The following is a 16,520-nucleotide window of genomic DNA, read 5'->3' on the forward strand; positions in this document are numbered from 1 at the left end:
CCGGCACCCTGCACGGGCAGCCCGCCGGGCTCTGGCAGCTGCTCGAGCATCAATCGCATTCATGCGTCATAGTCAGTGCATGGACGGGTGGACGGCAATTCTCGGGTTCCTAGGCATCCTTGCTACGGGCTACTTCACAACGCGGGGGGTAGGCATCGGCGCAGCCCGCGAGCGAGATCACTGGCTTCGAACCGAGCGCATGGCCGCTTACACGGACTTTTTGACGACCATCGACCGCGGAGTCTCGGGGCAGATGGCTGCCAATCTGCTGGGGGATACGCCGCCGCGGGTGGATGAGATGGTGCAGCTAATGATCGAGCCCGTACCGCTGCTGTCTCGCATTGCCGTGCTCGGCCCCGCGGAGGTATACGACGAAGCGTCCAGGTTTCTCGGCGCGAACATGCGCGCCAACCGGGATGAATCTATAAGGGCAGCCGGTGGAGATCCGAACGCGGGGACCGTGACGCGGGAGCACGAGAAGCCGGTCGCACCGGGCGAGGTGGCAGACCGTAGGCATTCGATGCTGAAAGCGATGCGTGCGGCGATCGGCGACGGTTCGGGGGTGCGCAAGCGTTGGTGGCAGAAATCATCCTGAGGGCCAAAACGCCCTCCGTGTGACGTCGCGGCCTGTTAAGCTGAGCTTGCGCAAGAGTTGACACGAAGGCCCGGACCGGTTGGCGGTTCGGGCCTTCGGTGTTCCTGCGTCTGAGTCTTCCCGACGCCGTGCGTCTAATCCGGGTCGGGGGCTCGCCTCGAATCGCCGCCGCTGCACTCTCATTGCCGCACGCCACGTCGTCGAGCACCGCGCCATGCGGGTGCCGCGTGGGTGCATGGCCTATGCCAGCGCGAGCGGTTCGGGGCGTAGTTCTACCCGGCGGGTGCCGGGTGCTGGTCTCCCTGTGAGGTGGGAGCGGTGAGAGGGTCGGCCGTTCGGGTGAGTGCATCCCCGGGCGGTCGACCCGCGCGACCCGGAGGGGGTTCCTAGTGGCGACCGACAAGAAGAAGCATTCGACAATCGCGGCCGGGGAGACCCCGTCGCGGCAGGCGCTGGCCGACATGGTGCTCTCGGTGAACGACATTGTCCCGGTGGCTTCGGCGACCGAGCGTTCGCAGCTGGTGACGGCGCTCGACTCGACTGACTTCCCGGTCGGATCGGGTCGCCCGCTTACGGTCGCGCGCGCGGATGCGCGACCGCTGCATCAGGTCGAAATTTCACGCGGCGGCGTGTTCGTGCCCGTGTCGGGTGTTCTGTCGTTCTCGTCGAAGGCGTCGATGAAGACGTGGACGGATGCCAATTCGGCGATGCTGACCCCGGGTGACCGGTGTGTCACGCCCGACATGGATTTTCGGTGGACGGGTGAGGCGTGGCGGGCGGTGCTCCCACACGGCGCGATGTTCGTCGGCGTGACGTCGGCGACGAGCACGGTCACCGTCGACCATCCGCTCGGGCAGGCGCCCGGCAGCATCGTCGCGACCGACCGCAACCAGGGCGCGGCGTCCGCAACTCGAAAGATCGCGGTTGTCGTCGCGAACGCTGACCAGATCCAGTTCTACGTCACCAATGACGGCGGCGGCATCCCGAACAACCCGGTCGAGTTCTACTGGCTCGCCTTCCCGTGATCCGACGAGAGGAGCAGTGATGCCCCGCTACAAGAACGGTCAGGCGCCGCTCGCCGACATGGTGAAGCTCGGCGAGAAGCACTACCTGCCGCACGGCACTGCCGCCCGGTGGGCCGAGATGAAGCGCCTCGCGCTCGAGAAGTACGGAGTGCTGCTCGAGATAACGCCCGGCTGGAACGGGTACCGCCCGCTCAGCATTCAGTACGAGTACCGCGAGGAGCTCGGAGTGTGGGCCGCTGTGCCCGGCTACTCCTCGCACGGCCTGACCTACAACGGGCGGGACATGGCTGCGATCGACGTCAACAACTGGCGTGCGCTCGCCCCCTGGTCGGAGTCCCTCGCGTGGGCGCGGTTCGTCGCGCTCTGCCGCATCGTCGGCTTCATCGTCGATTTCGTCTCGCCCCGCGAGCTCTGGCACATCGGCGACCCCGACCCGTTCACGATCCCCGCGTTCGCGTCGATCGACATCAACCCCCGACCCGTACCGAAGGAGTGGGACGAAATGGCTACGAAGCAGGAGATGGTCGACGCCTTTGTCGAGGCGACCCGGCAGACCAACAAGGAAGACCCCGACAAGTCGATCACCGTCAGCGTGCCGGCCGGTGACGGCGGTCAGATCTACTGGTCGGTGAACTTCGATGCCGGCACGAAGTACCGGCTGTCGAACGGTGTGCAGCTGGACGTGCGCCGGAACCTCGGGTTCCGTGAGCTCGTCAATCAGCCCCCGCAGCTGCTAGACGACCTGACCGACATCACCCCGGCGAAGTCGGCTTGATCGTGGCCGCGGCGACACCGCCCCCGTGGCTCGCTGACGCTATCGCGATGGTGGGTCTCGGGGACGTCGCCGCGGCCGTGGTTACCGCGGGTGCCGGCGTCGTCGGCGTGTGGCTGTTCGTGAAACGCGTGTGGCCGGTCGTGAAGACAATTCCCGCCGGCATCCTCGCCTTCGCGCGGGGTGTCATCACGGCGGCGCAGGTGCTCGACAGCGTCAAGGGGCTGCCCGCATTCATCGACCGCACCGACGCCGCGCTCGCGCAGGTGCACCACGAACTGCATCCCAACTCGGGCACGAGCCTGAACGACTCGGTTCGCCGCACAGAAGCGCGGGTGGCCGAGCTCAGCGAGACGTCGGAGCGTCTCGAGGTCGGCGTCGCCGGCCTGTACACGCGGGTCGACGAACTGTCGGCCGTCGATGACCGGCTCTGGCAGACGCTCGAGCCCGACGACGAGGAGACGCACGGATGAAGGCAACGCTGACCCGCTGGGCGGGATGGTTCACCGACGCACGCCGGCAGGCTGCGCAGGCGCTGGTCGCCTCGCTCGTGTCGCTGCTCGTCGTCATCGGCGCGGTGACTGACGCGCAGTCGTCGGCGCTGCTCGATCTGTCGGCATCCGGGCTGCTCGCGCTGCAGGGCGCGCTGGGCCTGTTCCTGCTGCGCCCGGGGGCTCGCTTCACGTGGCTGAACACGAACGGCCGCGGCGCGATCTACGCACTCGGCGCGGCCATCGGTACGGCCGGGTTCGCGTTCTCGCTGTTCTCGGCCGAGACGTCGTCTCTCATCGTGCAGGTGGCGACCGTCGTCGCGTCGATCCTGGTCGGCGCCTTGCAGATGGTGAACGCCGGCACCCTCGCCCCGTCCGCCACCCCCGCTGACACGGTGTCGGCCGCGCGCGTGGCCGCGGATGCCGCGACGGCCTCGGCGGATGCCGCAGACGCGGCGAGCTCGCTCGAGGCGAGCCCCGCGACCTTCGCCCGCGAACGTGACCCCGAGTGGGAGCCGCCGCTCTCGGCGCTGCAGGTGGCGGTGTTCTGGCCCGGCCTGCCGTCCGTCGACCGGAGCGCTGTCGGCGAGGCTGCCCGGCGATGCATGGGAGGCGAGCTCGAATCGGGCTCGTCGATCCGCATCCTTACGTCGGCGACCGAATTCCGCGGACTGTCGGTCGACGTCGTGCTCGTCACGGTCCCGCTCACCCGCGCGCTCGTCGAGGTGTTTGAGCCGAACGTGCACGGGTCGACCTACAGCGGTGATCGCGTGCAGCATCTCGAGGTCGCGTGACCCTCTCGCGCGCGTCGGTCGCCGCGATCGTCGGGTTCGCTGTGATCCCGGATCAGCCCCGCATGATGCCGCCCGTCGAGGCGCTCGTCGTGCAGCAGGCCGATCCGCCCGAGGTGGCGGTGTCGGTTACCGAGCGCGCCCGTCGCGCTCAGCCCCCGCGGGGGCGCCTCGAGTTCTGAGTAGGTGAAGGGGGTCCACAGTGGCGGATCTGACTCCGATGAAGTACGGGCGCGTTAAGGCGCGTTTCGTAGCCGGCGTAGGCGATTCGGACGACGAGGGAACCGCCCCCGACGTGCTGCCGCTCTCGGGCTCGGTCACCTTCACATTGTCGGCGACAGCGCTTCGCGTGGTGACCGCGTCGCCCGTGCCGACGACTGTCTACCCGACGCCGATCGTCGCCGAGCTCGACGGCGAGGGCTACCTGACATATCGCGGTTCGCGCCTAGTGTCGCTGCTCGCGACGGACGACCCGGCGTCGACTCCCACGGACCTTCAGTGGTCGGCATCCTTCGATCTCCGCTCACCGTTGGGCCACTCGATCACGGCCACGTCGTTTCGGTTCCAGCTGCCGGCGGGGACAATCGTCGATTTGACTGAGGTAGCGCCCATCCTGGACGCCGCCCCGAACATCGTCATCACCAAGGGGGAGCGGGGGGAGCCCGGCCCCACGAGCATTCCGACGGCGCAGTTCATCGGGTCGGAGATCGAGCGCGCAGGGTCGCCGGCCGCAGCGGCCGTCGTGCAAACGGCAAAGAGCGTGGGAGACCCAAGATACGCGCCGCTCTCGGTGGTCGAGACAGTCGCAAGCGTCGCAGTCATGGCTGCACCGACGCCGCAGTCTTACTCATCGCTGCCCCGATTTCGTCGCCCCCCGGAACTTCTCGAGCGTCCCGTACTGCGGGCCGAGCAGACTTCGGCGTCGTCAATCACGTGGGCCAACATGGTGGAGAATCCGAGTCACCCGGACGCGAACAAGCGTTGGTGGCTGTTCTATTCGACCGACCACGCATCGGTGCACTCTACGACGGGCCTGTTCGCGGCCACCGCGCCGACACCCTTCGGACCATTCACCGATCGGGGTCTCATCTGGCGTGATGACACAGCCGGTCTGCAGCACGAGACCCCACGCGTGTGGAAGGACCGCCGACTCGGCCTGTACGTGCACACGTACTCCATGCAAAACGCCGCGGCTGCCCGCATTCCCGACGCCGTTGGGTCGCAGGTATCGCTCTGGGCCACCTCGCCCGACCTGATCAACTGGACGCGCCGCGGAATCGCTGCCGATGTGACGCCGACCGATCCGGGCGACGGTCACACGGGTTATATGAACGGCCCCATCGTCGTCGGTGGCCGCGAGTACTTCTACACGTTGTTCGGCGGCACGGTGCGAGGTCTGCGTACCCTATGGCGCCGTCAGCCTGGATCTGGGTTCTCGCTGGTGCGCGACCAACGCGTCATCGGTTCGCAACTGAACATGCTGCGCTCTATGCAAGGGCAGAGCATCGCTATCACTGGTACGCCGTCGGCGGCCTCTGACGTGACACAGGCAGGCAACGCCGCGGTGACAAGCGAGCTCATGTGGCGCCCCACGCACTCGGCCTTTATCGCGTTCCGGGGGGCTACCTGGGTAATCGGTCCCGCGGGCAACCGGCAGGCGGGTGGCGTCGTAGTCGATAACGAGATCATCGCCGCCCCGATGGCCTCCCACATGGCGGCACTTGCCGAACCGCCGAGCCTGCTCGATGTGGGCGACCCTGCGCCGTGGGAGACGTCGACTCGATTCGACAACTTCGGGAACACATTCGCGTATCAGGGACGGTGCATGTTCATGTACCGGTCCGGCGGGCACCGCGGCGCCTTCGGCATCGGGGAGGTGAACTAAGTGATCGACTGGGATCGCAACGACATGCCAATTCTCGGCCCTGCCGCATTGCGGTATCAGTGGGATGGTCGGGACGGCACGCTTGCATCTTGGATGAGTACGCTCACCACGGGTGGCGGTGCGGGCGCATCGTACGTGGTCGCTAATCCGGCGACGGACAAGCCGGGCGTGACGATCACAAGCGCCGCAGCTGCATCGGCCACAGCAATTCTTTCCGGCCCCACGCTGGATTTGACGAAGTTCCGGGCCGTGCGGTTTCGGGCAATGGTGGAGATGCGGCCGGCCGGTACCTCGGTAGGCATCTTCCAGTTCGGCCTCACGCAGCAGCCGACACCTACGCGTGGCGTCATGTTCGGCAAGCTGCGCATGGATGAGGCGTATCAACCGACATTGCTGCGCGTCACGGCTGCCGGGTCGAGCGTGCTAGCGCTGACTCACTTCCCCTACTTTCAGAACGGGAAGCGATATGACAACCTCGGCCTGCTGGTCGACTGCGTGTCGAAGGACATCTATCTGATGCTGGGCGACACGGTGATCGACATGTGGGAAGACGTGGGAGCGGCCCTCGAGCTCGGTCCGGTGACGGCATCCATCCGTGTGGCGAACAACTCGGCGACCGCTGAAGCGCGGTCGGCGATCGTTCGCACGTTCGAGGTCGAAGCGTTTGTCTAACGTCATGGAGCCGGCGCGAGTTCAGAGGAGCCCGCGTCGTCGGTAGTCGGCGACGCGGGCCTCGAACGTGTCTCGCCTTTCGCGCTGATACGGGGTCCATTGCTCGGGCTGGTCGGTGATGTCGACCCCGTCCCGGTGCGGTCGCTCCCACGGGGGTTCGCCGCCTGCGCGCAGGTAGGTGATCTCGGTCTGCTCGTCGGGTGTCCCGAGGATCGAGCCGCGGCGGGGGTCCATACGGCGGAGGCTACGCCTGGCATCGGACATTAGCGCCGATATCGTGGGCGGATGACCGACGAGCAGGTGCAGGAGATCGTGCGGGCGCTGTCCGAGGGTGGCGAGCCGTGGTGGGGGCCGTGGGCTCTCTCTGCTGTGACCCTGATCGTGGGTTTCCTGCTGTCCCAGCTGTCGGAGCGGGCGAAGCGTGCGCGCGACCGGGATAAGGACCGAGCCAACGCGCGACGTGCGGCTGCGCTCGACGCGATCGCGTTCACGATCGAGACGTCTGTGTCGACTGCGTCGATGTTGCGGGCCGCTGCGGAAACCCTGCCAGAGTCCATCAGTCGCCGTCTCGCCGCTTTGCGTATCGCAGACGACAGTTACGACGTCGGGCAGTGGTGGGTTCGCCAGTTGATGCGAGTCGGGTCGACCGGCAGCGGTGAATTCACGGCGGCCGAGAACACGCGTCGCAGCATGGTGGCGGTGAGCGTAAGTACACGCCTTGAGGCTTGGGCTGCTGGATCGCTCAAGCCTGCGGAGTTCAAGAGCAGCGGCGATAGGGCGTGGGATGAGCGCATGCGTATCCCGGCTGACATCGAAACCCCGGGGGCGTCGGAGAAAAGCTGATCCGGGGCGGGGCAATTTCGCCGCCCGGGGGAGGAGCGGAGCCCATTGCCTCACCACGCGGAGAAGCTCAGCGCCGCGGAGTACGCGGACCTGTTGGCCCTGGTGTGCCCGGCTGGCTCGATGTGCTGGCTGTGTCGACGCCCGGTGATCTACGGGCTGCGCCCCTGGCATCCGTGGGGACCGTCCCTGGATCACGTGCTGCCCGCGTCGAAGGGGGGAACGTGGGAGCCGTCCAACCTGCGACCTGCGCACTACGGGTGCAACTCGGGTAGGCGGGACCGGGCACCCCATGTGCGTCGCGGTACCCGCTCCTCGCGTTGGGTGAATGCAGGAAAGCGGAACGCGAACGAAGACGAATGAGCGAAGCCTGACGGGTGTTCGGCGACGGTGGCAGGAAGGCGTGACGCACCGCCCGCCGCCGGCCACCCGCCGGGTTTCGATCGATTTTTTGCATCCCCCGGTATGTGCTCCTGACCCTCGCCCCGCCCATAAATCCCTCTCCCCGGTTCATCCGAATCGGCATGTAGGGCGCGTAGGGCGCAGGCGGTCCGTGAGTGGCCGAACAGGGGCCACCGTGCGCCCCGATGCGCCGCCGGATCTTGACGCGTCAGCGGGGCGCAGAGCGGAGGTGGTCGCCGTGGTGGCGAAGACCCCCGAGCACGGCGGCCGGGCGCGGTATCGCGCGGGTTGTCGGTGCAGCGAGTGCCGCGCGTGGAAGACGAATGACCAGGCCGCCTACCGCGAGCGAAAGCGTGTGGCCGCGGGCGGTGAGCCGGTCGTCGAGGCGGCGCCCGCACCCGAGGTGAGGGCGCGCCCTACACGCGAAAAGCGCCCTACACGAGCGGTCGTCGTGGCCGTCGGAGCGCCTGACTTTGACGAGCAGGTGCGGGCCGCCCTCACGGTGCGTCGGCCTGCGTCCGACGACGAGCTCGCGCAGCTGATCGAGTCCGCGCTGTGGGATGCGCACGGCGATTCAGCGACGGCGTCGGTCGTCGCAGCCGATGCGATCCGGGCGGCTGGGTGGATTCACCGCGACAGCGTCGACCCCCTCGAGATCCTCGAGCCGTCGGCCGCGATCGAGCGAGCGGCACGCGAGGCGCTGCCCGAGGCGAAAGATGCCGCGACGCGGCTGCGACATGAGCTCGTGTTTCGCGGTGCGCGTGCGCTCGATGACCCGGCAAATGCCCGCTACTTCGCGTCGACCGTGGAGGCGCTGCGCAAGGTGCTGGCCGACGTCAAGGATTCGGGAGGTGCTGGCGGTGCTGATGCCTTCGCCGCCCTCGTGGGTGCGATCCGGGGCACCGGCGGGAGTGGAAACCCGGCCCCGGTGGGCGACTCCACGTAACCCAGCGCGCGAGACCATCGCGCACGAGGTCGTCAACATCATGGGCCTGCTCGGCTGGGCGGCAATGCCGTGGCAGCAGGAAATCCTCGAAACCGCGTTCGAGATCGACCCCGCGACGGGCCTGCTCTGGTACTCGGAAATTGTCATCATCGTGCCGCGTCAGTCGGGCAAGACGTCGATCGTTCTGCCGTGGGGCGTGCACCGCATGATCATGTGGCCCGAACGTCAGTACCTGCTGTACATCGCGCAGACCCGTGAGAAGGCGCTCGAAAAGCTGCAGGAGGAGCAGCACCATCGCATCGCGGCATCGCCGTTCGGGCAGCTGCTGCAGCGGAATCGCACCGGGAACACGCTCAATCTCACCAATGGTGGCGAGCACATGAAGTTCCTGAACGGCTCGAAATGGTCGATCGACGCGCCGACAGAGAACGCCGGCCACGGTGGCACGCTCGGGCTCACCGTCGGCGACGAGATATTCGCGCAGAAAGACGACCGTCTCGAGGCCGCGCTGATGCCGGCAACGACGGCCGTCGATGACGCGCAATCGCTGTGGATCTCGACGGCGGGTGAGTCGAAGATCAAGTCGCCGTTCATGTGGAAGAAAGCCGAGGCGGGCCGCGCCCGCGTCGAACTGCTGAAAGCGGACCCGTCGCTGCTGAACGCGCAGCGCATGCGCACGATGTACGTCGAATACTCGGCGCCCGACGGGGCCGACCCCGACGACCCGCTCACGTGGTGGGGGTGCATGCCGGCGCTCGGCTACACCACGAATCAGACGAAGATCGCGGCATTCCGAGAGGCCATGCAGGGCGGGTTCCTGCGGCCGTTCCTGAATTGGTGGAGCGACGACGTCGAGAAGACGTGGAAGATCCCGAAAGAACGGTGGGAGGCCGAGGGCGTCGTCGACCCCGGCTCGGAAGTCGCGCGCGACGAGGTCGTGTACGTGATCGACGTCGCGCCCGAATCGGCGTGGTCATCGATCGCTGTCGCCGGCATCCGGTCCGACACGAAGGTGCACCTGGAAGTGCTCGCTGACGCACCCGGCACCGACTGGATTCTCGACGGCGACGACGGGCTCGACGTTCCCGGCATCGTCGACCTGGTCGCCGAGGCGCCCGGACCTGTCTACCTCGAGCACCGAGCGGCCGGGTTCCTGCTGCCCAAGCTGCTCGAGGCGGGTATCGACGCGCGCGTGATGACCGCCGCGAACATCGCCGTCGCCGGCCCTGGCCTGCTCGACGCCGTGCTGAACCGCGACGTCGTGCACCTCGGGCAAGAGGAGCTCACCGAGGCGCTGAAGTCGGCGAACACGAAGGCCACGGATGCCGGCTGGAAGTGGATCAGAGGCAAGTCGATGCGCCCCGTTTCGGCGCTCGTCGCCGTGACATACGCCCGGCAGATGCTCGCCGAGCTCCTGCCGGATCTCGCATACGACCCGATCGCAGCGCTTCGCGCCGCGAACGGCACGACGAAGGGGGCCGGATGACGGACCGAATCAAGCCGCGCGCGGCGCTGGCTGCCGCCTGGGCGGTGCTGCTGGCGTTCCTCGCGACGTTCCGCGACGAGGTGCTCGAGGTGATCGGCGTCGCGCTGATCGTCGCCGGGCTGGCGATGTGGTCGCCGCCCGTGGCGCTGATCGTGGCCGGCGTGGCGGTGCTGCTCGTGGTGCACCCCCTGCCCTCCCGGTGGCGATCGTGAGCCTGTTCAGTCGCGCCGTCGAGACCCGCGACATTTCCGCGACGGACGTGTTCGGCCCCGCGTGGCAGAGCCTCGGACGCGGCGGCGCGATGCGACAGGCGGCCGTTTATGCGGCCATTCGCTACATCTCGGATCAGTGGGCGCAGGCGACCGCGACCGTGACGCAGACGCGCAACGGTTCCCGGGAGATCGTCGAGACGCCACTGATCCTGTCGGACCCGTCGCCGACGCTGAATCTCTGGGATTCGCGGGTGCAGTTTGTGACGGAGCTCAAGTCACGGGGGAACGCGTTCGGCCTGGTCGACGATTTCCGTCGCTACTGCCAGTGGATTCCCGACGATTTCGTGAGCGTGGACGACTCGAATCCGCTCGCGCCGAAGTATTACGTGAACGGGCGGTCTGTCTCGCTCGTGCAGCAGGGCGGCAACCTGGTGCACGCCCGCGAGCAGCTGCGCGCGGGGACGGTCAAAGGGCTGTCGCCGATTGCGGCGTTCGCGTCATCGTTCGAGTGGGCCGACCTGGCACGGCAGTACGGGCGCCGCTGGTTCAAGCAATCGTCGATGCCGCCCGCGATCCTGCAGGCGAAGGGCTCGCGCGTTGACGGGAAAGTGCTCGCCGAAGCGCGAGATGACTTTGTCGAAGCCGCCGCCGAGGGGAAGCCGGTCGCACTGCCGGGCGAGTGGGATTACAAGAAGATCACCGTCACGCCCGAAGAGGCGCAGTTTCTGCAGACCATCGAGGCATCCGCGACGGAGATCGCGATTATCTTCGGCGTCCCGCCCGAGGAGGTCGGCGGCAAGGCCGGGTCGTCGCGCACGTACTCGAACCGCGAGATGGATCAGACGCTGTTCCGCATCAAGAATCTGGGCGGTGTGTCGGGGCGTGCGGAGGCGGTCGGGAATTCGCTGCTGCCGTTCGGGCAACAGGTGACCTACGACCTGTCGCGACTCGAGCGCCCTGGCCTGCTCGAGTACATGCGATCGATCACCGAGCAGCTGAAGAACGGCACGCTCACGCTCGCTGAGGCGCGCCACGAGCTCGGCCGCCGCGGCATCGATCAGACCGAGATCGAGCAGTGGCAGGCCTGGTACGCCACCACGAAATCCGAATCCGAATCTGACTCGACGTCCCGCGTCGAGATGCCCGAAGGGGGGACACGATGACCGAGCTCGAACGCCGCGTCGTCGACCGACCGACCGAGTTCCGCGCCGCCGCCGAAGGGTCCGGGGGTGTGGGCGTCCTGACCGGTTACGCGGTCGTGTTCAACTCGCCCTCCCGCGATCTCGGCGGGTGGTTCGAGGAGATCGCACCCGAAGCGTTCGGCGCACCGGATGCCGAGGGCCGCGTCGACATGGCCGTGCACACGCGCGTGATCGCACGCGCCGAACACGACAGTCGACTGCTGCTCGGCACCACGGATGCCGGCACCCTGCGGCTGTACATCGACGACGTCGGCGTGCGCTACGAGGTGGATCTGCCCGACACGGGCGCCGGTCGCGACGTCGCCGCGCTCGCCAAACGCGGCGACTACCGGCATTCGTCGTTCGCGTTCCACGCGCTCGATGTCGAATGGCGCGAGAACGCCGCCGGCAGTCTCGTGCGCCGCGTCATCAGCTGCGTGCTGAGCGACGTCGCCCCCGTGGCCGACCCCGCCTACTGGGCGGCCACCACACAGATGCGCAGCGCCGTCGACATCGACGCCGTGCGCGCATCCCTCCACCCCGCCCCCGCCGCACCCGGCGAGTGGGAAGCCGAGGCGTCCAAGCGCGCCGCGGCAAAGAACCGCGAGACGCACCCTGCCCTCGCTCACCGAGCCCGCACGCGCGGGATCTGAAAGGACACCCCCGAATGACGACCATTCAGGAACGAATCAAGTCCCTCGCCGCCGACCAGAAGCGGGCGTGGGAGACCGAGGGGAAGCCCCTCGCCGACATCGCCGCCGAGCGGACGCTGACCGCCGACGAGCGGACCAAGTTCGAGGCGCTCGAGCGCGCCTACAACGACTACGACGACCGGATCACGCTGCTCGTGCAGCAGCGCACGATCGAGGAGCGCGCCGCGAACTTCGCGGGCGATCTGCTCGGGAACCGCTCGGCGTTCGGCACGGCCGCGGACGTCGCGCAGTTCGCGAACGAGATCCGCTCGGTGCTGAACGGCGACACGAAGTTCCTCGACTACATTCCCGATGCGGCCGAGGTCCGATCGATCATGAACGCCGAGGCGCGCGCGCTGTCCGTCGGCACCGCCGCGGCCGGCGGCAACACGGTGGGGCAGACCTACCTCTCGCAGCTGATCCAGCCGCTGCGTCAGTTCTCGGGCATCTTCGCCGCGGGCGCGTACGTGTTCGTCACGGAGAAGGGCGACAACGTCACCCTGCCCCGCCTGGCATCCTTCGGTGCGGCCGGCCCGGCCCCCGAGGCGACGCAGATCCCCGGCACCGACCCGACCTTCGGTCAGATCACGTTCGGGGCGAAGGGTTACGGGCAGTTCGTCGGCATCTCGACGGAGCTCGTGCAGGACTCGCTGATCGACATCGAGGCTCTGACGAACAAGCTCATCGGCGAGAACATCTCGGTCGCGCTCGGTCAGGATCTCGCCACCGGTTCGGGCGTGAGCGCCCCGCAGGGCATCGCGACTGCCACCACGGCCGGCGTGACCGGTGCGGCGGGCGTCGGCGGCGTCCCCACCTGGGACAACCTGATCGACCTGCAGGAATCGGTGCTGGCCCCGTACCAGGCGAACGCCTCGTGGGTCGCGTCGAACTCGGCGGTCGCCTCGGTGCGCAAGCTCAAGGAGCAGGGCACCGGCCGCTACCTCTGGGAGCCGAACGGCCTCAACGGCGCCCCGTCGACCCTGCTCGGCGCGCCCGTGTTCCGTGACCCGTTCATCGCGGGTGTCGGTGCCGGCGCGAAGTCGCTGTTCTACGGTGACTTCTCCCGCTACTGGGTGCGCACCGTCGGAAGCGTCCGCATCGAGCGTTCCGACCACGCCCTGTTCGGCACCGACCAGGTCGCGTTCCGCGGCAAGCTGCGCGCCGACGGCCGTCTCATGGACGCCTCGGCCATCAAGCACTTCGCCGGGGGCGCGGCCTGATGGCCCGCACGACGAAGTCGACGCCCGACGGGCTCGACGTCACGACCGGCGAGGCCCGCGAGGATGCCGCGGTGGAGACGTCACCCAATCAGCCCGCGCCCCTCGTGGCCGTCGCTGCCGGCGACACCGCCACCGACCCCGCAGGCCAGGCGATCGCCGACGTGACGATCGACGTCAAGCCGCAGGGCGAGGTCGACCCGGCCGAGGGTCAGGGACCGGCGGTCGCCGACGTCGCCGCGGCAGCGTCGGTGCTGGCCGACGCTGCGTCGAAGGCGGCACAGCCGACCTTCGAGCCGCACACGGATGCCGAGGTGTCCGGGTCGGGTGACGTCGAGGTCGTGATGCTGATCGCGATCTCGGGCCTGCGCGACGGCGAGGCCTGGCCGCGGGTCGGCGGGAAGATCACGCTGCCCGCCGACGAGGCGGCGCAGTACGTGGCGAACGGGTACGTCGCCGTCGCCGAGTAACCGCTGATCACGGGGGTAGCGCCGTTCTGGCGCTGCCCCCGCGATCGTGAGAGGAGGCCCGACAGTGGCACGAGATTGGCCCATCTCAGGCGCGACGCTGGGGAAGGCGCTCACCCTCCCGGCCGACAAGGTCGCGACGGAGCTCGACGAGCTCGATCTGTTCGCCCGTACTGCCTGCAGCATTATCGACCGAGCGACCGGTCGTCACGTCGACCCGGCTCGCCATGAACTGCCCGACGGTTCCCTGCCGCTCGAGTTCACCATGAGCGCTCGTGAGCAGGCGAAGCACATGTGGAATCAGACGAAGAGCGGCGCGGGCGTGCGCGGCGGGGAGCCTGCGAACGCGGCCCCGGCCGGAGTCGGCCTGCTCGCGAAGGTCTCCGTCTGGCTCGCGCCCTACCCGCCCCGCATCTACTACGGCAGCACCACGTGAGCGGCATCGGTCAGTCAACCGGAATCCTTGCCGCCCGGAACGGGCTGTGGGCCGCCATCCAAGCGGCGACTGCACACCGCGGGTCGGACATCGACCGCTACTACGCGACACCCGAGACTGTCGCATCGACGAAGTGGGTCGGCCTGACCGATCTCGACGTCGACCCCGACCTGACCAACATCGGCGCCCGACGGCAGTTCGACGAGGCGATTCGCGTCGGCGTCAATCTCGGCGCGTGGCGCGCCGGGCATGGCGAAGACGACGCGCGCGAGACGTTCGCCGAGGCGTACGAGATCCTCGCCGAAATCCAAGACCACATCACGCAGAACGACATCACGCTCGGCGGCGCGGTGCTCTGGTGCCTCCCGGGGCGCATGAGTAACGCGGGCGTCGAAGTGCCCGGCAGCGACGGCGGCTACGTCGTGGAGATCGTCGCCGAGTTCGTGTGCGCGCACCGAGTGCGCCCCACCTGACAACCGACAACGGAAGGGGGAGCTATGGCAAAGGCCGTGCCCCGATTCAAGAACGTGTCCCCGCTCGGCGCACTCGACGTGCCCGCACTGGGTCGCGTGATCACCGCGGGTGAGGAATTCGACGTGCGCGAGGAGCTCGTGCCGATGTTCGCCGCGCAGGTCGACAACTTCCAGGCCGTGAACGCCTCGGCCGAGGACGCCGTCGAGGAGGCGCTGAAGCCGTACGAACCGGCCGACAGCGACGCGTCGACCGACGACGACGAAGAGAGCGAGCCGGCCGCCCCCGCCGTGCCTGGACCCGCCGGCAGCGGCGAAGAGGAGGTGACCGCGTGACGACGCAACTCGATTTCACGCTGGGCATGACCCGCGAGACGACCTACGGCGTCGCCGTCGCCCCGACCCGGTTCGCCGAGTCGGACGCGAAGATCAAGTACGACGTGAAGACTGTCCAGTCGAAGGGGCTGCGCCCGGGTCGTAACGTCAACCGTCTGAACCGGAACGCGATCGCCCGGTTCGAGGGCTCGGGCGACGTCGCGTTCGACGTCCCGACCCGCGGGTTCGGGCTCTGGCTGAACGCCGTGCTGGGTGGTCTGACGAACACCCTCATCGGCGGCACCGTGCCGGCGATGTATCAGCAGGTGCACACCCTCAGCACGAGCGACCCGGTGCCGACGTTCACCGTGCAGGAGGTGCTGCCGACCCTCGGCGGCGTGAACGCCTACCCGCACACCTTCACCGGGTGCGCGTTCGACTCGATCGAGATCAGCGCGAAAGAAGGCGGGTTCGTCGAGGCCAAGCTGTCGCTGACCGCGCGCGAACTGCTGACGTCGTTTGCGGCATCCGCCGCGAGCTACCCGGCCGATGACTCGCTGTTCACGTTCGTGCACGGCGGGATCTCGGTCGGCGGCACGCTCACCCCACCGACGGCGACCGCGCCCGCGTCGATGACGGGCACCCCGGCGGCGAACATCGCCGACGTCAGCCTGTCGGTGAAGCGCTCGCTGGACTCGGACGGCTGGAACCTCGGCGGCAAGGGGCTGCGCTCGCGGGCGCCGCTGCTGGGTGCCCCCGAGATCTCGGGCAAGCTGACCGCCGAGTACATCGACAACACCCTGCGTGACGCGTACCTGACGCAGACGGCGCTCTCGCTCGTGCTCACGTTCGAGCACAACGTCGCGGTGTCGGGGGCGCTGAAGCCGACGCTGCAGATCGTGCTGCCCGCGATCCGGCTCAAGGGCGAGGTGCCCGCCTCGGACGGCGGGAGCCCGATCAAGCTGTCGGTGGATTACGAGGCGTTCGACGACGGCGTGACGGCGCAGCCGATCTACGTCGTGTACCGCACGCTTGACACCGCACCGTGACCGAGCAGGCGACGGGCGCCGCCCCCGACCCGGAGTCGCTGCGTCGCCTGCTCGAGAGGATGCGCGAGTTCCCGCCGGCCGTGCGCACGCCGGTTCGGCGGGAACTTCGAGCGCTCGGAGCGCCGGTCATCTCGGCACAGCGGGCGCTGCTCGATGGGCCGCTGCCGCGCGGGCTGAGTAAGACGGGGTTCCGTCACAAGCTCGTGCACGCGCGCCGCAAGGGCAAGTTTTACGCGGTGAAGGTGAATACGTACCGCGAGACCGACGTGAAGCGTCCCGGGCAGTCGACCAAGCTGCGCGCCGGGATCAAGGACGGGCTGAAGTTCCGCGTGGTCGCCGGCAAGACCCGGCAGGGCGTCGAGTTCAAGACGACCGGCCCGAAAGACGGCGGCTACAACAAGGCAAAGTTCTGGCAGAAACGCCGGTTTCGTCACCCCGCGTTCGGAAACCGCAGTCGCTACGTCGACCAGGCGGGCCAACCATTCTTCCGCGCCCCCGTCATGGAGGGGCGCAAGCAACTGCTGAGCAGCGTCGAAGAGATCATCGCGACCGCTGCCGATAAGACCTAGGAGAACA

Annotated in this window: 22 protein-coding genes; 21 read left to right on the forward strand and 1 reads right to left on the reverse strand. The window is 68.2% G+C overall.

The features are described from left to right. The first annotated feature begins 79 nt into the window (after positions 1-79). From AB0N80_RS08835 to AB0N80_RS08870, 8 genes are all read left to right on the forward strand, one after another. Complete coding sequence (locus AB0N80_RS08835; RefSeq protein ID WP_363578500.1) at positions 80-595, forward strand: hypothetical protein; 516 nt, start codon at positions 80-82, stop codon at positions 593-595. Between the two features lie 389 nt (positions 596-984). After that, positions 985-1,620, forward strand: a complete 636-nt coding sequence (locus tag AB0N80_RS08840; protein ID WP_363578501.1) for a hypothetical protein — start codon at positions 985-987, stop codon at positions 1,618-1,620. A gap of 19 nt (positions 1,621-1,639) precedes the next feature. After that, entirely contained in the window at positions 1,640-2,395 is a 756-nt protein-coding gene (locus AB0N80_RS08845) for a hypothetical protein (RefSeq protein WP_363578502.1), read from the forward strand. A 47-nt stretch (positions 2,396-2,442) separates the two neighbouring features. Next, positions 2,443-2,865 carry a hypothetical protein gene (locus AB0N80_RS08850; RefSeq protein WP_363578503.1) on the forward strand — a complete coding sequence of 141 codons (423 nt, stop codon included), beginning with the start codon at positions 2,443-2,445 and terminating at the stop codon, positions 2,863-2,865. After that, positions 2,862-3,677, forward strand: coding sequence for a hypothetical protein (locus tag AB0N80_RS08855; protein ID WP_363578504.1), 816 nt, complete (start codon positions 2,862-2,864; stop codon positions 3,675-3,677). Before AB0N80_RS08850 ends, AB0N80_RS08855 begins: the two co-directional genes overlap by 4 nt. After that, a complete protein-coding gene (locus tag AB0N80_RS08860; RefSeq protein ID WP_363578505.1) occupies positions 3,674-3,856 on the forward strand; it encodes a hypothetical protein in 183 nt (60 codons plus the stop codon). The genes AB0N80_RS08855 and AB0N80_RS08860 overlap by 4 nt, the downstream gene beginning before the upstream one ends. A gap of 20 nt (positions 3,857-3,876) precedes the next feature. Continuing rightward, positions 3,877-5,559, forward strand: coding sequence for a hypothetical protein (locus AB0N80_RS08865; RefSeq protein ID WP_363578506.1), 1,683 nt, complete (start codon positions 3,877-3,879; stop codon positions 5,557-5,559). Next, positions 5,560-6,231 (forward strand): hypothetical protein, encoded by a 672-nt coding sequence (locus AB0N80_RS08870; protein WP_363578507.1) that lies wholly within the window; start codon positions 5,560-5,562, stop codon positions 6,229-6,231. A gap of 21 nt (positions 6,232-6,252) precedes the next feature. Here the strand turns inward: AB0N80_RS08870 and AB0N80_RS08875 are convergent, their stop codons facing one another. Beyond that, complete coding sequence (locus AB0N80_RS08875; RefSeq protein WP_363578508.1) at positions 6,253-6,465, reverse strand: hypothetical protein; 213 nt, start codon at positions 6,463-6,465, stop codon at positions 6,253-6,255. Between the two features lie 51 nt (positions 6,466-6,516). Here AB0N80_RS08875 and AB0N80_RS08880 point away from each other — a divergent pair, with 51 nt between their 5' ends. The 13 genes from AB0N80_RS08880 to AB0N80_RS08940 all read left to right on the forward strand — a co-directional run bounded on the left by AB0N80_RS08880 (position 6,517) and on the right by AB0N80_RS08940 (position 16,513). Further along, entirely contained in the window at positions 6,517-7,074 is a 558-nt protein-coding gene (locus AB0N80_RS08880; RefSeq protein ID WP_363578509.1) for a hypothetical protein, read from the forward strand. A gap of 637 nt (positions 7,075-7,711) precedes the next feature. Then, positions 7,712-8,419 carry a hypothetical protein gene (locus tag AB0N80_RS08885; RefSeq protein WP_363578510.1) on the forward strand — a complete coding sequence of 236 codons (708 nt, stop codon included), beginning with the start codon at positions 7,712-7,714 and terminating at the stop codon, positions 8,417-8,419. Next, positions 8,385-9,905, forward strand: coding sequence for a hypothetical protein (locus AB0N80_RS08890; RefSeq protein ID WP_363578511.1), 1,521 nt, complete (start codon positions 8,385-8,387; stop codon positions 9,903-9,905). Before AB0N80_RS08885 ends, AB0N80_RS08890 begins: the two co-directional genes overlap by 35 nt. Further along, a complete protein-coding gene (locus AB0N80_RS08895) occupies positions 9,902-10,117 on the forward strand; it encodes a hypothetical protein (RefSeq protein WP_363578512.1) in 216 nt (71 codons plus the stop codon). The genes AB0N80_RS08890 and AB0N80_RS08895 overlap by 4 nt, the downstream gene beginning before the upstream one ends. Then, positions 10,114-11,280 (forward strand): phage portal protein, encoded by a 1,167-nt coding sequence (locus AB0N80_RS08900; RefSeq protein WP_363578513.1) that lies wholly within the window; start codon positions 10,114-10,116, stop codon positions 11,278-11,280. Before AB0N80_RS08895 ends, AB0N80_RS08900 begins: the two co-directional genes overlap by 4 nt. Then, on the forward strand, positions 11,277-11,951 hold the full coding sequence (locus AB0N80_RS08905; RefSeq protein WP_363578514.1) for an HK97 family phage prohead protease: 675 nt from the start codon (positions 11,277-11,279) through the stop codon (positions 11,949-11,951). Before AB0N80_RS08900 ends, AB0N80_RS08905 begins: the two co-directional genes overlap by 4 nt. Before the next feature lie 14 nt (positions 11,952-11,965). Further along, on the forward strand, positions 11,966-13,210 hold the full coding sequence (locus tag AB0N80_RS08910) for a phage major capsid protein (protein WP_363578515.1): 1,245 nt from the start codon (positions 11,966-11,968) through the stop codon (positions 13,208-13,210). After that, a complete protein-coding gene (locus AB0N80_RS08915) occupies positions 13,210-13,677 on the forward strand; it encodes a hypothetical protein (RefSeq protein WP_363578516.1) in 468 nt (155 codons plus the stop codon). The genes AB0N80_RS08910 and AB0N80_RS08915 overlap by 1 nt, the downstream gene beginning before the upstream one ends. A gap of 64 nt (positions 13,678-13,741) precedes the next feature. Next, entirely contained in the window at positions 13,742-14,110 is a 369-nt protein-coding gene (locus AB0N80_RS08920) for a hypothetical protein (RefSeq protein WP_363578517.1), read from the forward strand. Then, a complete protein-coding gene (locus AB0N80_RS08925) occupies positions 14,107-14,583 on the forward strand; it encodes a hypothetical protein (protein WP_363578518.1) in 477 nt (158 codons plus the stop codon). Before AB0N80_RS08920 ends, AB0N80_RS08925 begins: the two co-directional genes overlap by 4 nt. Positions 14,584-14,607: 24 nt before the next feature. Further along, positions 14,608-14,916 carry a hypothetical protein gene (locus tag AB0N80_RS08930; RefSeq protein ID WP_363578519.1) on the forward strand — a complete coding sequence of 103 codons (309 nt, stop codon included), beginning with the start codon at positions 14,608-14,610 and terminating at the stop codon, positions 14,914-14,916. Then, positions 14,913-15,944, forward strand: a complete 1,032-nt coding sequence (locus AB0N80_RS08935; protein ID WP_363578520.1) for a phage tail tube protein — start codon at positions 14,913-14,915, stop codon at positions 15,942-15,944. Before AB0N80_RS08930 ends, AB0N80_RS08935 begins: the two co-directional genes overlap by 4 nt. Beyond that, a complete protein-coding gene (locus tag AB0N80_RS08940) occupies positions 15,941-16,513 on the forward strand; it encodes a hypothetical protein (RefSeq protein WP_363578521.1) in 573 nt (190 codons plus the stop codon). Before AB0N80_RS08935 ends, AB0N80_RS08940 begins: the two co-directional genes overlap by 4 nt. Positions 16,514-16,520: the final 7 nt, after the last annotated feature.

The sequence above is a fragment of the Microbacterium sp. NPDC089188 genome (genome assembly GCF_040685155.1).
Lineage (GTDB): Bacteria > Actinomycetota > Actinomycetes > Actinomycetales > Microbacteriaceae > Microbacterium > Microbacterium galbum.